The organism is Exiguobacterium sp. s83 (genome assembly GCF_018617095.1).
Classification (GTDB): Bacteria; Bacillota; Bacilli; order Exiguobacteriales; family Exiguobacteriaceae; genus Exiguobacterium; species Exiguobacterium profundum.
In genome coordinates, this window is sequence record NZ_JACSJP010000001.1 from 1,334,570 (window position 1) to 1,358,158 (window position 23,589).

The 23,589-nt window shown below is 50.2% G+C and carries 23 protein-coding genes and 1 riboswitch; of the genes, 2 read left to right on the forward strand and 21 right to left on the reverse strand.

Annotation, left to right across the window (positions count from 1 at the left end; all coding sequences use genetic code 11):
- Positions 1-33: 33 nt before the first annotated feature.
- The 13 genes from KNO73_RS06885 to KNO73_RS06945 form a co-directional block, all read right to left on the reverse strand.
- Positions 34-1,017 carry an L-lactate dehydrogenase gene (locus KNO73_RS06885; RefSeq protein WP_214683903.1) on the reverse strand — a complete coding sequence of 328 codons (984 nt, stop codon included), beginning with the start codon at positions 1,015-1,017 and terminating at the stop codon, positions 34-36.
- Positions 1,018-1,121: 104 nt separating this feature from the next.
- A complete protein-coding gene (locus tag KNO73_RS06890) occupies positions 1,122-1,544 on the reverse strand; it encodes a DUF6678 family protein (RefSeq protein ID WP_251024864.1) in 423 nt (140 codons plus the stop codon).
- Positions 1,541-1,831 carry a hypothetical protein gene (locus KNO73_RS06895; protein ID WP_078147270.1) on the reverse strand — a complete coding sequence of 97 codons (291 nt, stop codon included), beginning with the start codon at positions 1,829-1,831 and terminating at the stop codon, positions 1,541-1,543. Before KNO73_RS06895 ends, KNO73_RS06890 begins: the two co-directional genes overlap by 4 nt.
- 213 nt (positions 1,832-2,044) lie before the next feature.
- Complete coding sequence (gene sufB, locus KNO73_RS06900) at positions 2,045-3,442, reverse strand: Fe-S cluster assembly protein SufB (RefSeq protein ID WP_047795116.1); 1,398 nt, start codon at positions 3,440-3,442, stop codon at positions 2,045-2,047.
- Between the two features lie 19 nt (positions 3,443-3,461).
- The gene (gene sufU / locus KNO73_RS06905) at positions 3,462-3,896 is read right to left on the reverse strand and encodes a Fe-S cluster assembly sulfur transfer protein SufU (protein ID WP_026825487.1); all 435 of its coding nucleotides are present in this window, start codon (positions 3,894-3,896) and stop codon (positions 3,462-3,464) included.
- Complete coding sequence (locus KNO73_RS06910; protein ID WP_159562600.1) at positions 3,886-5,106, reverse strand: cysteine desulfurase; 1,221 nt, start codon at positions 5,104-5,106, stop codon at positions 3,886-3,888. The genes sufU and KNO73_RS06910 overlap by 11 nt, the downstream gene beginning before the upstream one ends.
- A gap of 1 nt (position 5,107) precedes the next feature.
- Entirely contained in the window at positions 5,108-6,376 is a 1,269-nt protein-coding gene (sufD, locus tag KNO73_RS06915) for a Fe-S cluster assembly protein SufD (protein WP_214816149.1), read from the reverse strand.
- 12 nt (positions 6,377-6,388) lie between these two features.
- On the reverse strand, positions 6,389-7,150 hold the full coding sequence (sufC, locus tag KNO73_RS06920) for a Fe-S cluster assembly ATPase SufC (RefSeq protein WP_143180266.1): 762 nt from the start codon (positions 7,148-7,150) through the stop codon (positions 6,389-6,391).
- Positions 7,151-7,328: 178 nt separating this feature from the next.
- Positions 7,329-8,543 (reverse strand): MDR family MFS transporter, encoded by a 1,215-nt coding sequence (locus tag KNO73_RS06925; protein ID WP_214683900.1) that lies wholly within the window; start codon positions 8,541-8,543, stop codon positions 7,329-7,331.
- 101 nt (positions 8,544-8,644) lie between these two features.
- The gene (locus KNO73_RS06930; protein WP_214757537.1) at positions 8,645-9,478 is read right to left on the reverse strand and encodes a MetQ/NlpA family ABC transporter substrate-binding protein; all 834 of its coding nucleotides are present in this window, start codon (positions 9,476-9,478) and stop codon (positions 8,645-8,647) included.
- A gap of 30 nt (positions 9,479-9,508) precedes the next feature.
- Complete coding sequence (locus KNO73_RS06935) at positions 9,509-10,171, reverse strand: methionine ABC transporter permease (RefSeq protein WP_012726857.1); 663 nt, start codon at positions 10,169-10,171, stop codon at positions 9,509-9,511.
- Positions 10,161-11,189, reverse strand: a complete 1,029-nt coding sequence (locus tag KNO73_RS06940) for a methionine ABC transporter ATP-binding protein (RefSeq protein WP_012726858.1) — start codon at positions 11,187-11,189, stop codon at positions 10,161-10,163. Before KNO73_RS06940 ends, KNO73_RS06935 begins: the two co-directional genes overlap by 11 nt.
- 77 nt (positions 11,190-11,266) lie before the next feature.
- Positions 11,267-11,373: riboswitch (SAM riboswitch) on the reverse strand.
- A gap of 450 nt (positions 11,374-11,823) precedes the next feature.
- Positions 11,824-12,081: a thioredoxin family protein gene (locus KNO73_RS06945; RefSeq protein WP_078147274.1), complete on the reverse strand. Its 258-nt coding sequence runs from the start codon at positions 12,079-12,081 to the stop codon at positions 11,824-11,826.
- 180 nt (positions 12,082-12,261) lie between these two features.
- Between KNO73_RS06945 and KNO73_RS06950 the strand changes: the two genes are divergently transcribed.
- The gene (locus KNO73_RS06950; RefSeq protein ID WP_251024865.1) at positions 12,262-13,317 is read left to right on the forward strand and encodes a PTS sugar transporter subunit IIC; all 1,056 of its coding nucleotides are present in this window, start codon (positions 12,262-12,264) and stop codon (positions 13,315-13,317) included.
- 38 nt (positions 13,318-13,355) lie between these two features.
- Here KNO73_RS06950 and gcvH read toward each other — a convergent pair whose 3' ends face one another.
- The 6 genes from gcvH to KNO73_RS06980 all read right to left on the reverse strand — a co-directional run bounded on the left by gcvH (position 13,356) and on the right by KNO73_RS06980 (position 20,410).
- Complete coding sequence (gene gcvH, locus KNO73_RS06955; RefSeq protein ID WP_012726861.1) at positions 13,356-13,739, reverse strand: glycine cleavage system protein GcvH; 384 nt, start codon at positions 13,737-13,739, stop codon at positions 13,356-13,358.
- Between the two features lie 48 nt (positions 13,740-13,787).
- Entirely contained in the window at positions 13,788-14,141 is a 354-nt protein-coding gene (locus KNO73_RS06960) for an arsenate reductase family protein (protein WP_214683897.1), read from the reverse strand.
- A 47-nt stretch (positions 14,142-14,188) separates the two neighbouring features.
- Positions 14,189-14,920, reverse strand: a complete 732-nt coding sequence (locus tag KNO73_RS06965; protein WP_214683896.1) for a hypothetical protein — start codon at positions 14,918-14,920, stop codon at positions 14,189-14,191.
- A gap of 89 nt (positions 14,921-15,009) precedes the next feature.
- Positions 15,010-16,794 carry an acyl-CoA dehydrogenase family protein gene (locus KNO73_RS06970; protein WP_214683894.1) on the reverse strand — a complete coding sequence of 595 codons (1,785 nt, stop codon included), beginning with the start codon at positions 16,792-16,794 and terminating at the stop codon, positions 15,010-15,012.
- 13 nt (positions 16,795-16,807) lie between these two features.
- Positions 16,808-17,980 carry an acetyl-CoA C-acetyltransferase gene (locus KNO73_RS06975; RefSeq protein WP_012726865.1) on the reverse strand — a complete coding sequence of 391 codons (1,173 nt, stop codon included), beginning with the start codon at positions 17,978-17,980 and terminating at the stop codon, positions 16,808-16,810.
- 18 nt (positions 17,981-17,998) lie between these two features.
- A complete protein-coding gene (locus KNO73_RS06980) occupies positions 17,999-20,410 on the reverse strand; it encodes a 3-hydroxyacyl-CoA dehydrogenase/enoyl-CoA hydratase family protein (protein ID WP_214683893.1) in 2,412 nt (803 codons plus the stop codon).
- Between the two features lie 214 nt (positions 20,411-20,624).
- On the opposite strand from KNO73_RS06980, the gene KNO73_RS06985 reads away from it, so the two are divergent.
- Positions 20,625-21,527 carry an SDR family oxidoreductase gene (locus KNO73_RS06985; RefSeq protein ID WP_214683892.1) on the forward strand — a complete coding sequence of 301 codons (903 nt, stop codon included), beginning with the start codon at positions 20,625-20,627 and terminating at the stop codon, positions 21,525-21,527.
- A 226-nt stretch (positions 21,528-21,753) separates the two neighbouring features.
- Here the strand turns inward: KNO73_RS06985 and KNO73_RS06990 are convergent, their stop codons facing one another.
- Positions 21,754-22,671: a proline dehydrogenase family protein gene (locus KNO73_RS06990; protein WP_078147281.1), complete on the reverse strand. Its 918-nt coding sequence runs from the start codon at positions 22,669-22,671 to the stop codon at positions 21,754-21,756.
- A gap of 157 nt (positions 22,672-22,828) precedes the next feature.
- Positions 22,829-23,500: a PAQR family membrane homeostasis protein TrhA gene (gene trhA / locus KNO73_RS06995; protein WP_012726872.1), complete on the reverse strand. Its 672-nt coding sequence runs from the start codon at positions 23,498-23,500 to the stop codon at positions 22,829-22,831.
- Positions 23,501-23,589: the final 89 nt, after the last annotated feature.

The window sequence follows — 23,589 nt, forward strand, 5'->3', positions numbered from 1 at the left end:
ACAATCCGACTGCCTAAGCAGTCGGATCTTTTTTTAGGATGCGGGCTCGACTTTCTCAATCCCTGCTTTGATAGTTTGTACCGAGGCGTCAAACTTCTGTTGTTCTTCGTTCGTCAATTCAATCTCGATGATCTTACGAATGCCGCTTCGGTCAATCAAGGCCGGTACGCCAATATGCACGTCACTCGCCCCGTACTCGCCGTCTAGGTGAGCGCCAATCGTCACGACGGAGTTTTCATTTCGGACGATGGCCCGGATGATGCGAAGCAAGCCTACCCCAATCGCATAATAGGCGGCGTTCTTATGCTCGATGATCTGGTAAGCAGCGTCGCGTACGTCCGCATAGATCGCTTCTAAGTCTTCGAACTGATATTTCTCGTTCTCCGCCAATAGTTCATCGATACTCTTCCCATAGATGCGTGCGTTGTTCCATGCGACAAAGCCCGTATCCCCATGTTCACCCATATAGTAGGCGTGGCAGTTTCGTGGCGATAGTTCGAAATAGTCTCCAAGTTTGTAACGGAGTCGTGCTGTATCGAGGACCGTCCCTGAACCAATGACGCGTTCTTTTGGTAAACCCGATGCTTTCCAGGCGACGTGTGCCATCACATCGACCGGGTTCGTCGCGACGACTAAAATGCCGTCGAACCCGCTCTTCATCAAGTCTTCGGTCACGGTGCGGACGACCTTGGCGTTTTGCTCGACGAGGTCCATCCGTGTCTGCCCAAGTTTTTGTGCGGCTCCTGCCGTGATGACGACGATATCTGCGTCTTTACAATCCGAGTAGTCGCCTGCCCAAATCCGGACCGGTGTCGGAGCGAATGAGATCCCATGATTGAGGTCCATCGCCTCTCCTTCTGCCTTGGCATGATTCGAGTCGATCAGGACGAGCTCCTCGCAAAGCGCAGCCGTGGATAATTGGTAAGCAAAACTGACCCCGACCCAACCGGCACCGATGACGGCGATGCGAGTGATATCTTTCGGGTCAATATCATCTTTATGCGGAATACGTGTCATGTAAAACCTTCCTTTCTATGATTCATTCTCTTTTTTAGCATACCCGACTCTTCCATCTTTAACGACAAAAGCTGCATGAAAAATACGTGATTCCGTTATATATCTTATTTCGATTCAAAGATTCCGGTATTCCGGACATAACCGAAAATCTGAATTGTCTCACTTTCCAAGATGAACGGAATTTTTTCTCTTTCCAAAATCGAAATGAGTTCAGTGGACAGATCACAAACATCTGGGTCAAGAATCACTCCCTTATAGAGCAGTACGTTTGGTCGCAAACGAATCCATTCGATGGACCGTAAAGGGGACTCCAGCCAGATTTCATCCCACTCTCCCCACAATATTTCATACTCGGACAACGAGTCGTTAGGAAACAACGTATCCTCCCCTAAGTATTTTATTTGATATGGCGGCGCATAAGTCAACTCTTCAGAGACAGCTCGATTGAGACGCTTCCATTTTGTCTCGTTCATCACCGATGTCAATTGTTGTCTCTCTATGTATTGAAGTTCTTCTCGTCGATTCAAGCTGTTGAACCTCCTATCATAAGTTCTAATTTTTCAATCGTTCGTAACACGTCTTTACGGTTCTGCTTGCTTTTCATCCAAGCGGGTAATCGACTTTCGAGACTACGGTTCGTTCCCTCGCTCGTCCGAATCTTCGCGTCAATATAATCCTTAATATAGTTGAGGTGTTCACGGTTGTAAGCCCATAACACATGACCAGAACATCCTGTTTGTAAAAATAGCGGCAATCCAAAATAAACATCGACAGCTTCTCCGACGTATTTCGAACCGCTCTCCTTTGTTTGCAAATGACCGCAATGAAGACAGCTTAGGCGTACCTCATCATTCCTCTCCCACACATCAGCCTGTCTCCCGCAACTCGGGCAAATAACAAGCATGGGATTCATAAATGAATATATGTCTCGGCCCTCTAATAAAAATCGATGGGTCACGTTATCGCCTCCTTATTTCATTATACAAAAAACCAGCGAAGCAAAGCTCCGCTGGTTTTGAAGTCACGATTATCCAATCGAACCTTCCATCTCGAACTTGATGAGACGGTTCATTTCGACCGCATATTCCATTGGTAATTCTTTTGTGAATGGCTCGATGAAGCCCATTACGATCATTTCTGTCGCTTCTTCTTCCGAGATTCCACGGCTCATGAGGTAGAAGAGTTGCTCTTCTGACACTTTTGAGACTTTCGCTTCGTGCTCGAGTGACACTTGGTCGTTCAAGATTTCGTTGTACGGGATTGTATCTGACGTCGACTCGTTGTCCATGATGAGCGTGTCACACTCGATGTTCGAGCGCGCGCCCTTCGCCTTACGGCCAAAGTGGACGATTCCACGATACGATACTTTTCCGCCTTGTTTCGAAATCGATTTCGAGACGATAGACGACGACGTGTTTGGTGCGAGGTGAATCATTTTAGCGCCAGCGTCTTGGTGCTGTCCTTTACCAGCGAGGGCGATTGAGAGTGTCATCCCACGTGCGCCTTCCCCTTTCAAGATGACAGCTGGGTATTTCATTGTGAGTTTCGATCCGATGTTTCCATCGATCCACTCCATTGATCCACCCGCTTCACAGACTGCACGTTTCGTTACCAAGTTGTAGACGTTGTTCGCCCAGTTTTGGATCGTCGTGTAACGGCAATATGCATCTTTGTTGACGAAGATCTCAACGACCGCTGAGTGAAGCGAGTTCGTTGTGTAGACCGGTGCCGTACATCCTTCGACGTAATGAACCGATGCGCCTTCGTCGACGATGATGAGCGTACGCTCGAACTGACCCATGTTTTCCGAGTTGATGCGGAAATAGGCTTGGAGCGGTTGCTCGAGTTTCACGCCTTTTGGTACGTAGATGAACGAGCCACCCGACCAAACTGCTGAGTTGAGGGCCGCAAACTTGTTGTCCGTCGGCGGAATCAACTTCCCGAAGTACTCTTTGAAGATCTCTTCGTCTTCTTTGAGGGCTGTGTCTGTATCTTTGAAGATGACACCTTTCGCTTCGAAGTCTTCTTGCATGCTATGGTAGACAACCTCAGACTCATACTGAGCCGAGACACCTGCCAAGTATTTTTGCTCTGCTTCTGGGATACCGAGCTTGTCAAACGTACGTTTGATTTCTTCTGGTACCTCGTCCCATGAGCGTTCTGTCTTTTCAGATGGTTTGACATAGTACGTGATTTCGTCGAAATCAAGTGCCGAGAGGTCTCCGCCCCATGTCGGCATCGCCATCTTGTTGAAGTGATCCAACGACTTCAAACGGAAGTCGAGCATCCATTGTGGCTCTTCTTTCATGCGCGAGATCGTCTCTACGATTTCTGTCGTCAAGCCACGGCCTGAACGGAAAATCGAAACGTCCCGATCATGGAAGCCGTATTTATAATCGCCAATTTCCGGCATGTTCTTTGCCATATCGGTCTCCTCCTTCTCCTTACGCGTCCTCGTCTACTCCTTTTTCAAGCGCCTTCCACGCGAGCGTGGCACACTTGATTCGAGCCGGGAATTTCGATACGCCTGAGAGCGCCTCGATATCACCGAGGTCAAACGTATCCGTGTCGTACTCTTTTCCTTGAACCATTTCAGAGAAGATGTTGGCGAGTTGAAGCGCCTCTTCTACTGTTTTTCCTTTGACGATTTGGGTCATCATCGATGCCGAGGCGAGACTGATTGAGCAGCCTTCCCCTTCAAACTTCGCATCTTTGACGATGTCGTCTTCGACCTGTAGTTGAAGACGAAGCGAATCCCCACACGTCGGGTTGTTCAAGTCCACCGTCACGCCATCTTCGATGACGCCACGGTTTCTCGGGTTTTTATAGTGATCCATGATGACCTGGCGGTACAACATGTCGAGATTATTAAAACTCATAATTGAAATACTCCTTCGTTTGACGTAATCCCTCGATGAAGCGGTCGACTTCTTCTTTTGTGTTATACAAATAGAAGCTCGCCCGTGCCGTCGATGATTGCTTCAAAAGACGCATGAGTGGTTGTGCACAGTGATGACCGGCACGAACCGCGATACCTTGCATATCGAGCACAGTCGCGAGGTCGTGAGCATGAACGTCCTTCAAGTTGAACGTGACGAGACCGACGCGATCTTCAGGACCGTAAATCTCGATCCCTTCAATCGTTTTCATCTGCTCGATTGCGTAAGACGCGAGTTCACGTTCGTGTGCTTCGACGTTTTCAAGACCGATTTCTTCTAAGAAATCGATGGCTGCCGCAAGTCCGACCGCTCCGGCGATAATTGGTGTTCCCGCTTCGAAACGGTACGGGATGTCTTTCCACGTCGATTCATATAAATCGACATAGTCAATCATCTCGCCACCGAACTCGACCGGCTCCATGTTTTTCAGGAGTTGCTTCTTCCCATATAAGACACCGATCCCAGTCGGTCCGAGCATCTTATGTCCAGAAAAGGCGAGGAAGTCACAGTCGAGTGCTTGGACGTCAAGTTTTCGGTGCGGTGCACTTTGCGCGGCATCGACGACCATGACGGCACCCAACTCATGCGCGAGTCGAGCGACTTCGGCAATCGGGTTAATCGTCCCGAGTACGTTCGAGACGTGGCTCATCGCGACGATTTTCGTCCGGTCTGATAACACCGCTTGAACGGCATCGAGTGTGACACGTCCGTCCGGCGTGAGCTCGACGTAACGAAGTGTCGCGCCTTTTCGCTTGGCGAGTTGTTGCCATGGGATTAAGTTCGCATGATGTTCCATCGGAGTGAGGACGATCTCGTCGCCTTCACCGACATTCGCATCTCCGTAGCTCGATGCGACCAAGTTGATGGCCGTCGTCGTTCCACGAGTGAAAATGATTTCTTCAGGAACCGCCGCATGGATGAATGAGCGGACGCGTTCGCGTGCCCCTTCATACGCATCCGTCGCTTGCGTCCCGAGCGTATGGACGCCACGATGCACGTTCGAATGGTTGCGACGATAATAGTCCTCGATCGCCTCGATGACAGCGAGCGGCTTTTGTGAGCTCGCTGCGCTATCAAGATAAACGAGCGGGTGTCCATTGATTTCCTGATCTAAAATCGGAAACTGTTCACGAATCGAGGCGTTCAACATCTTAACGTACTTTCCCTTCGATGACTTCGCGGAGACGGTCTTTGACCGAATCGATTGCGAGTTCTTCGACGACAGGCGTCAAGAATCCGTGGATGATTAAACGCTCTGCCTCTTGGCGAGACAAACCACGGCTCATCAAGTAGTACAATTGAACATCATCGACACGACCGACAGACGCTGCGTGACCTGCCATAACGTCATCTTCATCGATAAGAAGAATCGGGTTGGCATCCCCACGTGCTTTTTCAGAGAGCATCAAGACGCGCTCTGTTTGTACACCGTTCGATTTTGACGCACCGTGGTGAATCATCGATGTCCCGCTGAAGATTGCAGTGGCTGCGTCTTTTTGGACACCGTGAATCAAGATGAACCCTTCAGATGCTTTCCCGAAGTGGTCGGTACGAATGTTGAAGTTTTGTTTCTGTGCACCGCGACCGATTGTCACAGCTTTTGTATCTGAATACGTGTTGTCGCCGACGAGGTGAGTCTTCGTCTCGACGACCGAGTTCCCGTCGTTCATGTGACCGAGCGCCCAATCGAGGCGACCGTTCGCATAGACGACACCGCGACGGTTCATGAACGTAAGTGCTGATTCAGCGAGCTGATCGACACCACCGAAGACGACTTTCGCGTTCTCTCCAGCGAATACTTCCGTCACGACGTTGACCGTGTGCGGTTCATTCGTGCCAGAAAGGAAGTTTTCGATGTATGTCACTTCACTACCTTCGTCAGCGACGAGGATCGTGTGGTGATAGAGGGCACCGTTCGCCTGTTCCATCGTGAAGATCGCTTGGAGCGGATCTTTCAATTGCGTGTTTTTCGGTACGTAGATGAATGCACCACCGTTTGTGAGGGCAGCATTCAACGCCGAAAGACGTTCTTCATCGATACGTACGCCTTCAGTCATGAAGTATTTCTCAACGAGCTCAGGATGTTGCTCCATCGCTTCTTTGATTCCCATGAACAAAACGCCTTCAGGCATCGACAATTCGTTATAGACGACATGACCGTTGCGTTCAACGAGCACGTTTGTCCGGTGGTCTCCGAGGAGTGATTCGATGTCCGCTGTCAAGCCGTCTTTTTGTTCGAGCTCGACATCTCCCGCTGTGAAGTCCCACTTATCAATCTTAATTTTTTCAACTTTTGGCAAAGCAAGTGTCGGCGCAAGTTCTGCTGCCTCTTTACGACGGTTGACCATCCATGCTGGTCCGCCGAGCGCTTCTGCACGTGCCGACAACGCTTGTGCATCCAATTCAAATTGTACGGTCATCGTACAGCCTCCTTACGCTTCTGTGTCTACTGTCATTCCGAGTTCTTGCTTCACCCAGTCGTAACCTTCTGCCTCGAGTCGCTGTGCGAGCTCTTTACCACCAGACATGACGATTTTCCCGTCCATCATGATGTGTACGAAGTCTGGCTCAATATAGTTGAGGAGACGTTGGTAGTGCGTGATGATCAAGCAGCCGAACTCTTCTGAACGCATTTCGTTTACGCCTTTGGCAACGACTTTAAGGGCATCGATATCAAGACCTGAGTCGATTTCATCCAAGATGGCGATGTTCGGTTGAATCATCATCATTTGAAGAATTTCGTTACGCTTCTTCTCACCGCCTGAGAATCCTTCGTTTAAATAACGGTGTGCCATTTCTGAAGGGATTTCGAGAAGCTCCATCTTCGCATCGAGTTCACGGATGAACTTCATGAGCGAGATTTCTTGACCTTCTTCACGACGTGAGTTGATTGCCGAACGCAAGAAGTCCGCGTTTGTGACACCACTGATTTCAGCCGGGTACTGCATCGCAAGGAACATCCCTGCTTGTGCGCGCTCGTCGACTTCCATCTCGAGGACATCTTCGCCGTTTAATTCGACGCTTCCCCCAGTGACCTCATAAAGTGGATGACCCATGAGTGCTGATGCGAGTGTTGATTTACCAGTCCCGTTAGGACCCATGATGGCATGAATTTCGCCACCTTTAATTTCTAGGTTAAGACCTTTGACAATCTCTTTTCCTTCGATTGAGACGCGGAGGTCATCAATTTTCATTTGTGGTACGTTAGACATTCGGATACCCCTTCCGTATTTTCTCGCCATAGTGAATGGCGTAGATTAGATATATTCTAATCTTAGACTAGTCATTTTTTTATTTCAAGCGACTCACCTTAGAATTCATTCTCAATAGAATGATAAAAGTTGAGAATGCTAATAGTAGGAAATCAAGACATTATCCGGCATTTTCTTCGACGAGTGCGAGGACTGCTTTCCGCTCTCGTACGGCAGCCGCGAAGAAAAAGGCACCGCACCCCGTCAAGAGCGCCAAACTTCCGAATACAGGAAGCGATGACTGACCGAATGTATCGAGTAATACACCCCCGATAATCGGTCCGATTGTCTGTCCGAGTGACGTCAATCCCATCGCCCCGAAATACGTCCCCCGTAAATGTTCCGGCGCGAGTTCATCTGTCAAGACGTCCGTCATCGTGAACATCAACACCTCACCGACGGTAAAGATGGCCATCGCGACAAAGAGTACCCATTCGACCGTCGCAAATCCGATGAGCAAAAGTCCGAATGACAACGTCGAAATCCCGAAGAAGAGTGACTTGATCGGAGAGACACGAATCCCGAAACGCATGATCGGATATTGGACGATGAGAACCGTGATGGCGTTTGTCGTCAATAAGTAAGCGAACAATCTCGAACCGTCTTCTAATCCGTCGCGTAGCGCAATGAATTGAGGAAGCGTCGAATTGAACTGACTGTAACCGATAATCGCGAAAATCATCCCGATGATGACTGCACGGAATGTCCGGTCGTCTCGTAGGACACGAAACGTCTCCGTCAAGCGTGGGCGTGCCTTGACCCCATCCCCTTCTTCAAACGGATATTTGTAAAACAAGGTCGAGATAATGATTCCGTATAATATGTAGACAGCCGTCACGACGAAGAACGCGGTCTTCACACCGGTGAGTGATAAAACGACAGCCAAGAGTGGCCCGATGGCCGCGGCGATATTGATCATGAAGTAACGGACGTTATAGACGATGACCCGTTGGTCCGCCTGTGTCGTGTCACTGATGAGTGCACGCGAAGCCGGTTCTAGGAATGATCGCGACATCCCCATCAACATCGATAGCATGTAAAACCAAAACAGTTCCGTCGCAAGTGCGAGACCAGCGAACGTGACGGCATTCAGCACGATCCCAATCAACATGAGCTGTTTTCGTCCATACCGATCAGAGAGTGTCCCCCCAAAGAAGCTCATGAACAGACCTGAAAGTGCCGTCACGGCAAAGATCGTTCCGATCACACTCGCTGAAAAGCCGAGCGTAGCTAGATAGATCGCAAAAAATGGCATGACAAAAAACGTCGCCAGTCGTGCAAAAAACGTCCCGAACAGGACGCCCCACGTCAGTGGATGAATCTGTCTGAGCTTCATCCAAATCCCCCCTTTTCTTTCATATATGTAGTGTACTTCTCTTTATGAAAGAACACTAGACAAAAAAAGACCCAGGAGGAAGTCTCCTGAGTCGAAATGACTTATTGTTTGACCGGTACGACCGCACCTTTGTATTCGTCCAAGATCCACTGTTGTGTCTCTTCAGACGTCAATACTTCGAGGAGTGCCTTGACGCGCTCGTCTTCTTCGTCCCCTTCACGCGTGACGATCAAGTTGACGTATGGTGAATCTTCCCCTTCGAGTGCAATCGCATCTTCGAGTGGGTTGAGACCTGCATCGATCGCATAGTTCGTGTTGATGAGGACCGCATCACCTTCTCCATTGTTGTAAGCCGTTGGAAGAAGTGCTGCTTCCACGTCCGTCTTGAATTTCAAGTCTTTCGGGTTGTCGACGATGTCAGCGACTGTCGCATCGACCGTTTTGCCTTCCGCAAGCGTGATGAGACCTTCTGACTGGAGCATCGTAAGGATTCGTCCGTGGTCAGCGACCGATGAGCTCATGATGATTTCCGCTCCTTCAGGAAGCTCGTCAAGCGATTTGTATTTTTGTGAGTAGACACCGATCGGCTCGATGTGCACGCCACCTGCTGATGCGAATTTGTAGTCTTTGTTCTCAGCCATTTGTGACTCAAGGTAAGGCTCGTGTTGGAAGTAGTTCGCATCGAGCTCACCGCTCGCGAGCGTCTTGTTCGGTAGCACGTAGTCTTGGAACTTCTTGATTTCGAGTTTGTAACCTTTTGCTTCATATTCTTCTTGTACGTGCTCTAAAATCTCAGCGTGCGGTACGTTTGACGCACCGACGATCAATGTTTTGCCATCGCCAGAACCTGTTTCCGCCTCTTCCCCGCCGCAAGCCGCGAGAACTGTGAATGCTGATAAAGCTGTCAATCCGAGTACTGTTTTCCAAGTTTTCATAATGAATCCCTCCAAATGGTATATGTGTGATTATGCTGAACGTTTATCAATTTTTGTGACGAGTCGGTCACCGATGAACTGGATGACGAAAACGATGATCAAGATGAGCACCGTCGCGACGAACGTGACGTCGTTTTGTGAGCGTTGGAACCCTTCCAAGAAAGCCAAGTTCCCGAGTCCGCCGCCACCGACGACCCCCGCCATTGCCGTATAACCGACGATGGCTACGATGGTCACCGTGAGTCCCGACACGATTGCCGGAAGAGCTTCCGGAATCAAGACTTTATAGATGATTTGCCATTTCGTCGCCCCCATCGATTCGGCCGCCTCGATGACCCCACGGTCGACTTCACGAAGCGCAAGTTCGACCATCCGAGCGTAGAACGGTGCCGCTCCGATGATGAGCGCCGGAAGCGCCGCCGTCGAACCGAGCATCGTCCCGAGTAGGAACAACGTGAACGGGATGAGTAAGATAATTAAGATGATGAACGGAATCGAACGGAACACGTTGACGATCGCGCTGACGAAGACGTAAATCGGACGATTCTTCAATAAAAGTGATTCGTTTGTAATATAGAGAATCAAACCTAAAGCGAGTCCGATCACAAACGTCGCCACACCTGCGACGAGCGTCATGTATAACGTCTCCCAAGTCTGCTCCATCATAATTTGCCAATCTACGTTAGGAAACATCGCTTTCCACCTCCACTTCTACGGATTGCGAACGAATCGACGTGATGGCACGTTCGATTTCACTTGCTTCCCCAATCAGTTGGATGAATAGCGTACCGAGCGCACCGACTTGTGACTGGGTCACGTTCCCGCCGATGATGTTGAATCCGATATCATGCGTCTTGAGGACGTCAGACAAAATCGGTTGTTCTGCCGTCTCGTTCAAGAATTTCAATTTGACGATTTGACCGCTCGGATACCGTTCTTTAAGGTGTTCGAACGTGAGCGACAGATCGTCGACCGCCCCGATTTGCTTGACGAATTCTTTCGTAATCGGTTGCTCCGGATGTTGGAACACGTCCGAAACTTGACCCGTCTCGACGACTTTTCCGGCCTCCATCACGGCGACACGGTGACAAATCTTTTGGATGACGTGCATCTCATGCGTGATGAGGACGATCGTCAATCCGAGCTTTTTATTGATGCTGACGAGCAGTTCGAGAATCGAATCCGTCGTCTTCGGGTCGAGCGCGCTTGTCGCTTCGTCACAGAGGAGAACCTCAGGATTGGTAGCGAGCGCGCGGGCGATCCCGACTCGCTGTTTTTGACCGCCCGACAGTTGCGATGGATAGCTATCCTCGCGACCAGCCAAGCCTACGAGTTCGACGAGTTCCTGGACGCGTCGTTTCCGTTCACTTGCCGGAACCCCAATCAGTTCGAGTGGGAAACTGATGTTTTCTGCGACCGTGCGCGACCACAGAAGATTAAAGTGCTGGAAGACCATCGAGACGTTCTTGCGAACTCCCCGTAGTTCTTTCGGGCTGAGCTTCGTGAGCTCACTCCCGGCGACCTCGATTTCACCGCTTGACGGAGACTCGAGACGGTTGAGCAATCGGATGAGCGTCGACTTCCCCGCCCCCGAATATCCGATTATTCCAAAAATTTCACCGCGATCAATTGTTAGTGACACATCATCGACCGCCTGGACACGACCATTCTTCGTATCGAACCATTTGGCGACGTTTCGTAATTGAATCAATACCTTTCCCTCCTGACAACAAAAAAAGCGCGCACGTTTGAGCAAACGTGCGCACTTTATCGTACGGACAACGATTGCTCTCATCTGTCAAGGTTTCTCACCTTGCTGGAATTAGCACCATTTCGGATTGCTCCGCGGTTGCTGGGCGTCATAGGGCCAGTCCCTCAGCCTCTCTTGATAAGAGTGTTGTGTATTCGATTAGCTTTATCATAGCGACAGCTTTTTCTGCTGTCAAATCCTTTTTTCAAAAAAATTAAAAAAAGGTGCCGTCCGAGGACGACACAGAACGTAGCACCTTGAGTCACGGAAGGACAGCCCATAGATGAAAATCTTTTGCCCGTTCAAGATTTACATCCTTATATGGGGGAGATTCACCAATCATCACTCGATCTTAGCTTGGACCGTGCGATTATACGGAACGTCTGTCTTCGCTTGATTTTTTTGGGGGACAATCGAAGGGAAGACTGACGTGTATTCGTATAAAGGTAGCAGCGGCTTCGCCAAAACGTCTTGATATCGGGAATATCGCGTCCTATTTTGTGTTCAAGTAAGATGTTGTAATGAATATACCATTCGTGAACTTTCTGTGTCAACTGATTATTTAAAATTTTCAGATTATTCTAATGTTCCTCTCTCACTTCACGAAAGAGAGGACATGTTGCACATTTTGAAACGCGTACAATCGATCTTGAACCTCGCCATTTTCAAGCTTCAACAGGGCGGGTACGCTCATCACTTGGTAGGCTTCTAGCTCTTTTGGGATATAGTTCGCATCTCGCTTTTCGATTTTAATTTCAGGGTCGACCGCTTCGACGACCGTCAACATTTTTTCCGCCACAGCGCATGTACCACACATCGGGGCGTATATATATAAGAATCCGTCTGTAATCATTCTTCTCACCTCTCTTGTCATTATAAGGGGCGATGGATTCCCATTCAAAAATCGTGCTTTGATGAAATTTCAGAATTTTTCAATGATTCTCTTGACTCTTTCTGGTGAGAGGAATAATATGGGTTCTAACTTTATCGCTTTTGTACATAACAGCAAAGAAGAAGGACAGGTGAATGAATGATGACGGAACCAACAACAGGTACGATGAAACAGTTCACGATGAACGTCTTAAACGGTCTCAGCATGGCGATTCTGATCGCCCTCATCCCGAGCGCACTACTCGGTGAATTAACGAAAGCCATACTTCCGTATTTTCCGTCTCTTCAATTCATATTGGATGCGACGACGATTGCGATGCGGCTTCTGCCAGCCATTATCGGGCTAGCGGTCGCCATGCAGTTCGGACGATCGATTCTCGAAGCCGGGACGATCGCGATTGCAACGTATGTCGGTAGCGGTGCCGTTCGAATCGACGAAGGTGCGTTCGTGATGGCGGGCATCGGGGATGTGATCACAGCCGGTGTGACCGCTGCAATCGCTACACTTCTAGTCATGAAGCTCGCTCCCCACTTGAAGACGTATACGGTCATTGTTATGCCGATGACCATCATTGTCGTCGCAGGAGGCATCGGTACCTTCTTGTTGACGTACATTTCCCAAATCACGACGTATATCGGTCTACTCATCATGACCATGACTGACCTGCAACCGGTCCTCATGGGGATCCTGATCGCCATGGCGTTCTCGCTCATCATCGTTTCGCCGATCTCGACCGTCGGGATTGCGACGGCCATCAGCCTGTCCGGTGTCGCGGCGGGTGCGGCGAACCTCGGAGTCGTTGCAGCCGGATTCGGTCTCGCGATCGCCGGATGGCAGGCGAACGCGACCGGCACATCGATTGCCCATTTCCTCGGTTCTCCGAAGATTCAGATGGCGAACTTTGTCCGACGCCCCATCATGATGCTTCCCATTTTGGCAAATGCGGCGATTCTCGGTGCGCTCGCTGGAATCCTAAAAATTGAGGGAACGCCAATCAGCGCCGGGTTCGGGGTGTCAGGACTCATCGGTCCAGTGAACGCCCTTCATCTCATGCCGGGTGGATTCGCTCTCTTCAACGTCCTGCTCGTCATCGTCTTGTTCGGTCTGATTCCCGTCGCACTCGGAATCTTCTTCTATCGCGTGTTTGAACGGGCGACTCTCGTCAAATCCGATCATTACCGACTCGATTTCGAGTAAAAAAAAGCCGGCTTCTCCATTGGAGAGGCCGGTTTTGATTATCCTTGAATCATCGCTTCGTATTCTTCTGCAGACATGAGCTTGTCGAGGTCTGACTCTTCCGTCAACTCGACTTCGATCATCCATGCGTTTTCAAACGGTGACTCGTTGACGAGTTCTGGAGAATCCGCGAGGTCCTCGTTCACTGCTGTGATGCGACCTGATACTGGTGCATACAACTCAGAGACCGTCTTCACTGATTCGACTGAACCGAATGGCTCGTCGAGCAAAATCGTACCATCGACTTCTGGGAGTTCGACAAACACGATATCCCCTAGTTCGCTTTGTGCGAAATCCGTGATGCCGATGCGGGCTTTCGTTCCGTTTACTTCTACCCACTCATGTTCTTTTGAATAACGTAAATTTGCTGGTACTTTGCTCATCCTAACTTCCCCCTCAAATAAATTAGACTCACATCTGTATTATAGCACTTAGCCCCAAACGTCCGTAAAGGACTTTTCTGAAAATCCGATGGTCGTTTTTTCACCATTTGTGACGATTGGTCGCTTCAAAAGCATACCATTGCTCGCTAATAGCTCAAGTTGTTCGTCTTCTGATAGATTTGGCAGCTTGTCCTTGATGCCTTCGTTCCGATAGACTTGCCCGCTCGTATTGAAGAACTTCTTGAGTGGTAGACCTGATTGTTTCCACAGTTCGGCGAGTTCCGCTTTCGTCGGTGTCGATTCAACGATATGAGCGTATGTATACGCGATGCCTTGCTCCTTCAACCATTTTTCTGCTTTTTTACATGTACTGCATGGTGGATAGCCGTAGAGTGTCACCATCTGTTCATCACCTCTATTCTCAATGTAGCATATTCCGAGAAATCAATTCACGTCTCAAGCAACCGTTCAATCTCTCGCTTCATCGTCGGGTTCACTTCGTGCCTCGCTTCAATCAACCGTAAGATTGCCGCTGCCGCCTCGATTGACCTGCCGTATCCTTTTACCCCATCTGACAAGAAGGGAATCATCTCCGGCTGTCTTGACTCGACCCGGCGTGTCGGATTGAACGGATCTCCTTGTCCGCCGAGCGCCTTCAAGACGTTTTGAACGGCCGCGACTTGGACGAGTTCGAATCCGGCGAGCATCTCGCCCCGACGTTCCCGAAGTAAGCCGACATATAGGTTCGTCAACGCCTCTTCATAATAATAATCCGCTGATTCACGTGTGATTTCGAGGCGTGGTGTCGCAAATACTTCGAGCGCCTCGTCCCGTCGCCAGACGACACGTCCTGGCGTATAGGCGATGGTCGCCAGTTCATGCAGTTCAAAGACGGCGAACTCACCATAAATGCCATCTTGATACATGATTTTATGCCCGTCCTTCGTGTTTTGGAACTGATAGTGAAGCGGTTCGACCTCGAGCCAGTCGAGTCGGTCGATAAAGCGCGCCTTCTGCCCATCTTCGACAATCAAAAAGAAATCGAGGTCCGAATACTCATCCAACCGCTCCGTCTCTTGTCCAATCGAACCCAATGCGAGCAGCATGAGCGTCCCGTCCTTTTCGGCAACGGACCGTCCAATGCGTTCCATCCGGTCGAGTAATACATCTCGTTTTGTCATCGTCTCTCCCCCTCGTCTCTATTGTACGTGGCAGAGCTCAAAAAAAGAAAGGGTCGACCGCGTCCGGTCCACCCTTTCTGTCCATTTGATTAGACGATAAACTTGTTCGCTTTGATGAGGCTCGCTGCGACTTCGCGCTTCGTGCCGATCACATTAATCGGTTGATAGCGGCTGAACTTCTTCATTGCCGAGAGAAGCATACGTTGCTCGTCACCAGACGCCGCTGCGTACAACACTTCTTTCGCCATGAGTTCGACTTGCTTGAACACTTGCTCCGCAAAGATTTCTGTGTAGCGGACTTTGAGCGTGTTCTTCTCTTCGCCTGAACGGGCAATCGCTTTGTCTGTACGAGCGATGGCTGCTTCAAGCGCATAGATGGCACTGATCATGTCTGCGATCTTCGCCAAGATTTCTTGTTCGTTTTGAAGGTCTTGTTGATACTTCTGGACAGCTGTACCCGCGACCATCAAGTTGATCTTCTTCATGTTCGAAAGGAGCATCTTCTCGCGAGCGAGTGGTGAGCCGTCCAATTCTTGTGGCATGTAGCTCATGAGCTCTTTTTGAAGTTTTTGCGCTTCTGCGAGGAGCGGCAATTCACCTTTCATCGCTTTCTTGAGGAGCGTACCTGGGACGATCAAACGGTTGATCTCGTTCGTTCCTTCGAAGATGCGGTTGATTCGCGAGTCACGATAGAGGTTCTCGACTTCATATTCTGCCATGAATCCGTATCCACCGTGAATCTGGACCGCTTCGTCGACAACGTAGTCGAACGTTTCAGAAGCGAATACTTTGTTGAGTGAGCATTCGATCGCATATTCTGCGATTGCTTGTGCGACTTTTGATCCGTCGCGCATGTTCTCATCACCGAGTGCGTCCAAGCTGTCCTGGAACAAACCACCTGTACGATAGACTGAACTTTCCATCGCATAGATGTTCGCTGCCATCGTCGCCAATTTCTCTTGGATGAGTGGGAATTGGCTGATCGGTGTCTTGAACTGTTTACGCTCGTTCGCGTATTGAACCGAGAGGTCGAATGCACGTTTTGAAGAACCGACTGCTCCGACTGCGAGTTTGTAACGACCGACGTTCAAGATGTTGAAGGCGATGACGTGACCTTTTCCGATTTCACCGAGAAGGTTGTCGACTGGTACTTCGACGTCTTCAAGGATGAGCGTACGTGTCGACGAGCCCTTGATTCCCATCTTCTGTTCTTCTGCGCCTGTTGAGACTCCTTTGAAGTCACGCTCGACGATGAAGGCACTGAACTTGTCGCCATCGATTTTTGCGTATACGACGAACACGTTCGCGAAGCCGGCGTTTGTGATCCATTGTTTCTCACCGTTCAAGACGTAGTGCGTGCCCGCCTCGTTCAAGACAGCTGTCGTTTTCGCACCGAGGGCGTCAGAACCTGAGCCTGGCTCCGTGAGGGCGTAAGCCGCGATCCATTCACCTGTCGCGAGTTTTGGCAAATACTTGTGTTTTTGCTCTTCTGATCCGAAGAAGACGATTGGAAGCGTCCCGATCCCGACGTGTGCGCCGTAGCTGAGCGCGAACGAACGTGCTTTCGCGAAGCGCTCCGTGATGATCGAAGATGAGATTTTATCGAGTTGGTAACCGCCGTACTCTTCTGGAACGTCTGCTCCGAGAAGACCGAGCTCGCCCGCTTCTTTCAACAATTCGACAGAGAGGTCGAACTCGTGTTTCTCGATACGCTCGAGGACTGGCATGACGCGGTCATCGACGAATCCTGCCGTCGTGTCCCCAATCATCTTATGCTCATCTGAGAAATCCTCTGGTGTGAAGAGACGCTCTGCGTCGAGTGCGTCAATGACAAAGCTACCGCCTTTAATCAATTCATGTTCTGTACGTTCCATATCCGATTCCCCCTTATAGTAATTCGAAGACACCAGCCGCGCCCATTCCGCCGCCGATACACATCGTGACAACCCCATACTTCTCATTACGTCGTTTCATTTCGTGCAAGATCGAGACTGAAAGTTTTGCTCCCGTACATCCGAGTGGGTGACCGAGGGCGATAGCGCCGCCGTTCACGTTCACTTTCGATGGATCGATGCCGAGTTCACGGATGACACCGAGTGACTGGCTCGCGAACGCTTCGTTCAACTCGAACAATCCGACTTCTTCTAACTTCACGCCAGCCATCTCGAGTGCTTTCGGAATGGCGACGACTGGTCCGATTCCCATCACTTCCGGACGGACACCGCCGACCGCGAACGAGAGGAACTTGGCCATCGGTTGCAATCCTTGGCGTTCTGCTTCTTCACGGTCCATGACGAGAACTGCTGCTGCTCCGTCGGATACTTGTGAAGCGTTACCCGCCGTGACCGATCCTTTGATTTTGAAAGCCGGGCGAAGTTTACCGAGCGCTTCGATTGTTGAATCGGCACGGACACCTTCGTCATGCTTGACGACTTTCTCCACTTCCGCGACTTTCCCGTCTTCACCGAGTACGTGCTCGATGACCGTCACAGGAACGATTTCTTCCTGGAACTTGCCACCTGCGATGGCTGCCGCCGCCTTTTGGTGACTGTTGATAGCAAATGCATCTTGGTCTTCGCGCGAGATGTTGTATTCAGCTGCGACACGTTCTGCCGTATGTCCCATGCTCATGTAGTACTCTGGTGCCGTCTCCATGATGTGTGGGTTTGGACGGATGACGTGACCACCCATCGGCACTTGGCTCATCGACTCCATACCGCCGGCGATGATGGCCGTCGCTTGACCGATCATGATTTTCGCCGCCGCATCCGCGATGGCTTGAAGACCTGACGAGCAGTAGCGGTTGATGGTGATCGCTGGAACTTCGTGCGACAGTCCCCCCCGGACCGCCGCATAGCGAGCGATGTTCATCCCTTGCTCCGCTTCTGGCATCGCACAACCCATGATGACGTCATCAATCGGGCCTTTATATCCTGAACGCTCAAGCGTTGCCTTGATGGCATATCCCGCGAGCTCGTCCGAACGTACGTTACGGAACGAACCGCGTTTTGCTTTTCCGACCGGCGTCCGTGCGCCGGCTACGATGACTGCTTCCCTCATCTGTTTTGTCCCCCTTTATCAGTTCCGTAGTGGTTTGCCTTTCACGAGCATATGTTGCATCCGTTGTTGTGACTTCGGCTCCCCGATGAGGCTCAAGAAGGCTTCACGCTCGATGTCGAGGAAATACTGTTCATCGACGAGCGTACCGTATGCCAAATCGCCACCACTGATGACGTGCGCGAGTTTCTTCGCAATCTTCAAATCATGCTCTGAAATATAACCGCCGTAGAACATTTCATACGCCGCGAGTTCGAGCGTCGCTTTCCCTGTTTGACCGACGACCGGTAACTTTTCACGAACCGGTGCCGTGTACCCGTCAGCCAGTTCAAGGACCGTCTGTTTCGCATCGAACGTCAAGTGGTCACGGTTCATCGAGATGCCATCGACCGCACGGTGGTAACCGAGTGTCTTCGCATCAAATGCCGACTTCGATACTTTCGCCATCGCAATGTTCTCAAATGTCTGTTGCGCAGCCTTCTCGATGTTTTGCATCGATTTTGGTGTCTGCTCAAGGAGACGACGGTACGTGTTGACGTTTCCGCCTCCACCAGGGATGAGGCCGACACCGACTTCGACGAGACCCATATATGTCTCAAGCGCGGCTTGCATACGGGCTGCCGGTAAGCTGATTTCCGTACCACCACCGAGCGTCATGCCGTATGGTGCGGCAACGACCGGGCGACTTGAATAACGAATCTTTTGAACGACTTGTTGGAACTTGTTGATGATCCAATCGAGTTCGAACCAGTTCTCGTCTTCTGCTTCCATGAGCATCATCGCAAGGTTGGCTCCGACACAGAAGTTCTTGCCATCGTTGGCGAGGACCATTCCTTTGAAGTCTTGCTCGACGCGGTCGATCGACTGTTCGATCATCTGCATGATGTCGACACCGATCGCGTTGTTTGGTGATGTGAATTCGAGTGCGACGACGTCATCGCCGATATCGACGAGGCGTGCCCCACCGTTCTCTAGGATGATGCCGTTTGATTTTGCGAGCGGCTTGAGTTTCAATTCTTTCGGGTTGACGGTCTTCTCGACATACGCCTTCGACGCTTTATCGTAATACTGGTCTCCCTTATAGAATGACGTGTTGCCTGCAGCAAGCATCTCATCGATCCATGCCGGGACGTCATAGCCTTCCGCTTTCATACGCTCGACTGATTTCTCCACACCGAGGGCATCCCACATCTCGAACGGTCCGAATTTCCAACCAAAGCCCCACTTCATCGCATCGTCAATCGCAACGATCGTATCGGCAATCTCACCAGTGAGACGTGCCGAGTAAGCGAGCGTCTTCGCCGTGATTGGCCAGAGCAATTGTCCGACGCGACCTTTGTTCAAGATGGCACCTTTCAATTTCGCTTTTGAGCCTGGAAGTGACTTGATTTGATCGAGCTCAGGACCTGTAATCGCTTTCAATTGTTCGTATTCGAACGTCTGAAGGTTCAACTCCTGGATGACCTTGCCTTCTTTCTTATAGAAGCCTTGACCGGCCTTTTGTCCGATCCAGCCTTTTTCGACGAGTTGCTTCATTTCTGAAGGGACGTCGAACGCGTCCTTCTCTTCCCCAGCTTCGAGCGTCTCGTAGACGTTACCCGCCACGTGGACGAACGTGTCGATTCCGACGACATCGAGTGTGCGGAATGTCGCCGATTTCGGACGACCGATGAGTGGACCTGTGATCGAGTCCATCTCTCCGATTGAAGCGTTTTGTTTGAGCATCTCTTCAAACGTGACGAGAAGACCATATGTCCCAATCCGGTTCCCGATGAAGTTCGGTGTGTCTTTTGCTTCGACGACACCTTTGCCGAGACGGTCTTCTGCGAAACGTGACATGAAGTCGATGACCGGACGGGCTGTCTTCTCCGTCGGGATGAGTTCGAGCAACTTCAAGTAACGTGGTGGGTTGAAGAAGTGTGTCCCGAGGAAGCGTGATTTCAATCCTTCCGGAAGGGCACTTGCCATCGCTTCGATGGAAATCCCTGACGTGTTCGAGCTGAGAATCGCATCTTCACGGATGTAAGGTGCAATCTTCTCGAAGAGTTGTTGCTTCACATCGAGACGTTCGACGACGACTTCGATGACCCAATCCGCTTCTTTCAAACGCTCTAAGTCATCTTCTAAGTTCCCGACTTCGATGAAGTTGAGATGATCGGCTGTCGCAAGTGGTGCTGGATTTTGTTTCAGTAGTTTTTGACGGTTTTCTGAGGCGATGCGATTGCGTACTTCTGGTGACTCCAGCGTCAACCCTTTCGCTTCCTCTTTAGATGTCAATTCACGTGGTACGATGTCGAGCATGAGCGAACGAATCCCCGCGTTCGCCAAGTGAGCCGCAATCCCCGCCCCCATTACTCCTGAACCGATGACGACCGCAAAACGAATTGAGTTCGTCAAACGGAGGTCGGTTGATTGTTCGATGTGACTCGTCATAGTGTTCCCCCCTAAAATGAGAATGAATAGTGATTCATTTCACGCGTAAAAAAAATCGCAATCACCATCGTGTTTACTCTTCTATCATAAATGAATGAACATTCATTCGCAAGCGTTCATTTTTCAATTTCATTCCATTTTTTGAATGAGCGATTAGTTTTCAATGGGTGTGGTATAGACAAAAAGAGTCAAATTCAGAAAGGGGAATGTATACATGCATGATAATCGTTTAAACACTGTCGGTAGCCGAAAGGACTTTGAGTCGTTTAAGAAGAAAGCCCAAGAACAGGCACACCAACCGGGAATCGATTCGAAGATGGAGCCTTTCCCGATCTATGAACGGGAAGATTATAAAGGTAGTGACAAGTTAAAAGATAAGGTCGCCATCATCACCGGTGGGGATTCCGGAATTGGAAAGTCGGTCGCCATCTTTTTCGCCCACGAAGGTGCGAACTCCGTCATCGTCTATAAAGACCAAAACGAACTCGAGGACGCGGAAGCGACGAAAGAACGGATTGAGGACTTAGGTCAAGCCTGTCTCTTGCTTCAAGGCGACCTCGGCGAATCTTCTTTCTGTCAACGAGTCGTTGAAGAGACGCTCGAGACGTTCGGTCGGATTGACATCCTCGTCAATAACGCTGCCGAACAACATCCACAGGAGTCGCTCCTCGATATATCAGATGAACAACTCGAGAAGACGTTCCGCACGAATATCTTCAGCATGTTCTACTTAACGAAAGCAGCGCTCCCCTACTTAAAAGAAGGAGCGAGCATCATCAATACGACCTCGATCACAGCCTATGAAGGAAACGACCAATTGATTGACTATGCATCGACGAAAGGTGCCATCACGGCATTCACCCGCTCGCTCGCCAAAAACTTGGCGGACAAGAAGATTCGCGTCAACGGGGTCGCCCCGGGACCGATTTGGACACCGCTCATCCCGTCAACGTTTGACGCGGAGAAGGTGAAATCGTTCGGCGATTCAGCAGAGATGAAACGACCGGGGCAACCGGCCGAACTCGCACCGGCGTATGTCTATCTCGCAAGCGATGATTCGACATACGTCAGTGGTCAAGTCATCCACGTAAATGGTGGAACCGTGATTAATGGATAATTGTTCGAAGACTCAGTTCGTAGCTGAGTCTTCTTTTTGTGCAGTTCATCCAGAAGAACATCAAGAACTTTTCTTTTGGCTGTCCGATCAAATCGGTCCAGATTTTTGGGTAAGTGAGGACGAGAACAAGAAATCGTAACACCTCCGCTACATAGAAGACCGAATGTATCGACGTTATCCATACATCAAAAAGCACGAACATCCTCGACGAATGTTCGTGCTCATTTTATTTCTTCACCATTCCCTTTAACACGAACGCCACGTTTGCCGGGCGCTCTGCGAGACGGCGCATGAAGTAACCGTACCAGTCACGACCGTATGGCACGTAGACACGGACTTTGTATCCTTGGCGCACGAGCTCGAGTTGACGCTCGACGCGGATGCCGTATAACATCTGGAACTCGAACTGGTCGAGTGGAATGTTGTTCTCTTTGACGTGCTCGATGATGGCGTCAATCATATGGTCATCGTGTGTCGCGATGGATGCGTAGTTCCCGTTCGCAAGATGGAGTTTGACGAGCTTCACGTAGTTATGGTCCACGTCCTCTTTTTCAGGGAACGCGACCGTCGCCGGCTCTTTATATGCCCCTTTGACAATGCGGAGGTTCGGCTTGAGCGGCGCAAGATGATTGATGTCATCTTCCGAGCGGTACAAGTACGACTGGATGACCGTTCCGAGACCGTCGAATTCAGCTTTCAGCTTTTTGAACAATTCGAGCGTCTTTTCACAACGCTGCTCATCTTCCATATCGATGGCCACAAAGACCCCGACTCGTTGTGCGACCGTCAAAATTTGACGCATGTTGTCTTCAATCAACTCGTCCGAGATATCGAATCCGAGTGACGTCAGCTTGAGTGACATATAGGCGTCTAATTGCTCTTCTGCCATAATTTCAATCGCACGCATGATCTCGTCGCGATTCGTATTCGCCTCTTCGACCGTCTTAATAAATTCCCCGAGATGATCGACCGTGACCGACAACCCTTTCGCGTTCAATTCGCGAATCGTCGGGACAGAAGCCTTAAAGTCTTCCCCTGCTACAAAGCGTGATGCACCAAATCGTAGGCCATATTTCTTTGCCAAACTGTTGAGTGTTTTGTTTTGTGACATGTAGATAAATCCATCGCGCAACACTTTTTCCATCTGATTTTCCCCCTTACTTTTACACCCATCTATCTCTATGATGATGTCTGCAATTATTATGACACACAAACGTCATTTCGTCTGTATTTTTGTAACCGTTTGCAGCACTTTCTTCCCAACTTTTCAAAAAAGACAGACGTCCCGTAGGACGGCTGTCTTATAGGCTTGTCGAAGGTGCGACATAGAGTAAAATACTGAGGAAGATGAACACGCTTCCCGCTAGGACGAACAAGTGCCAAATGGCATGGTTGAACGGCAGTTTTTGCCACACGTAAAACACGATACCGACCGAATAGGCGATCCCTCCTGCGAGAAGAAGCATGAACCCTTGATGACCGAGTGATTCATACAACGGACGGATGGCGATGATGCAGATCCAGCCAAGTGCGAGGTATGTCACATTGGACACCCACATGTACTTTCCGGTCGAAAATAGTTTCCACACAATCCCGAGAATTGCCACACCCCACACGATCCCGAATAACGTCCAGCCGAGCGTCCCGTGAAGAGTCACGAGGGCGAACGGCGTATAACTTCCGGCGATGAGTAAGTAAATCCCCGCATGGTCGAACACTTGCAACACCCGCTTCGCCCGTGGATGCGGAATGGCGTGCATGAGCGTCGAGAAGAGATAGAGTAAAATCATCGATGCCCCGAACACACTGACCGCGGTGACGTTCCATGTGCTCCCACTCTCTGTCGCGCTCATGACGAGCAGGACGAGGGCGACGATGCTGAAGATGACTCCCAGGCCGTGCGTGACCGCGCTCGCAATCTCTTCCCCGAGCGTGTCGGCATGGAGCATCTCTTTGAGTTGTTCTTGTTTCATGTGCTCCCACCTTCCGTAACTGTTCTTTCTAGTATGGACATTTCCCGATTTAAACACAATCAAAAACACGGGCTACCGATTAGCCCGTG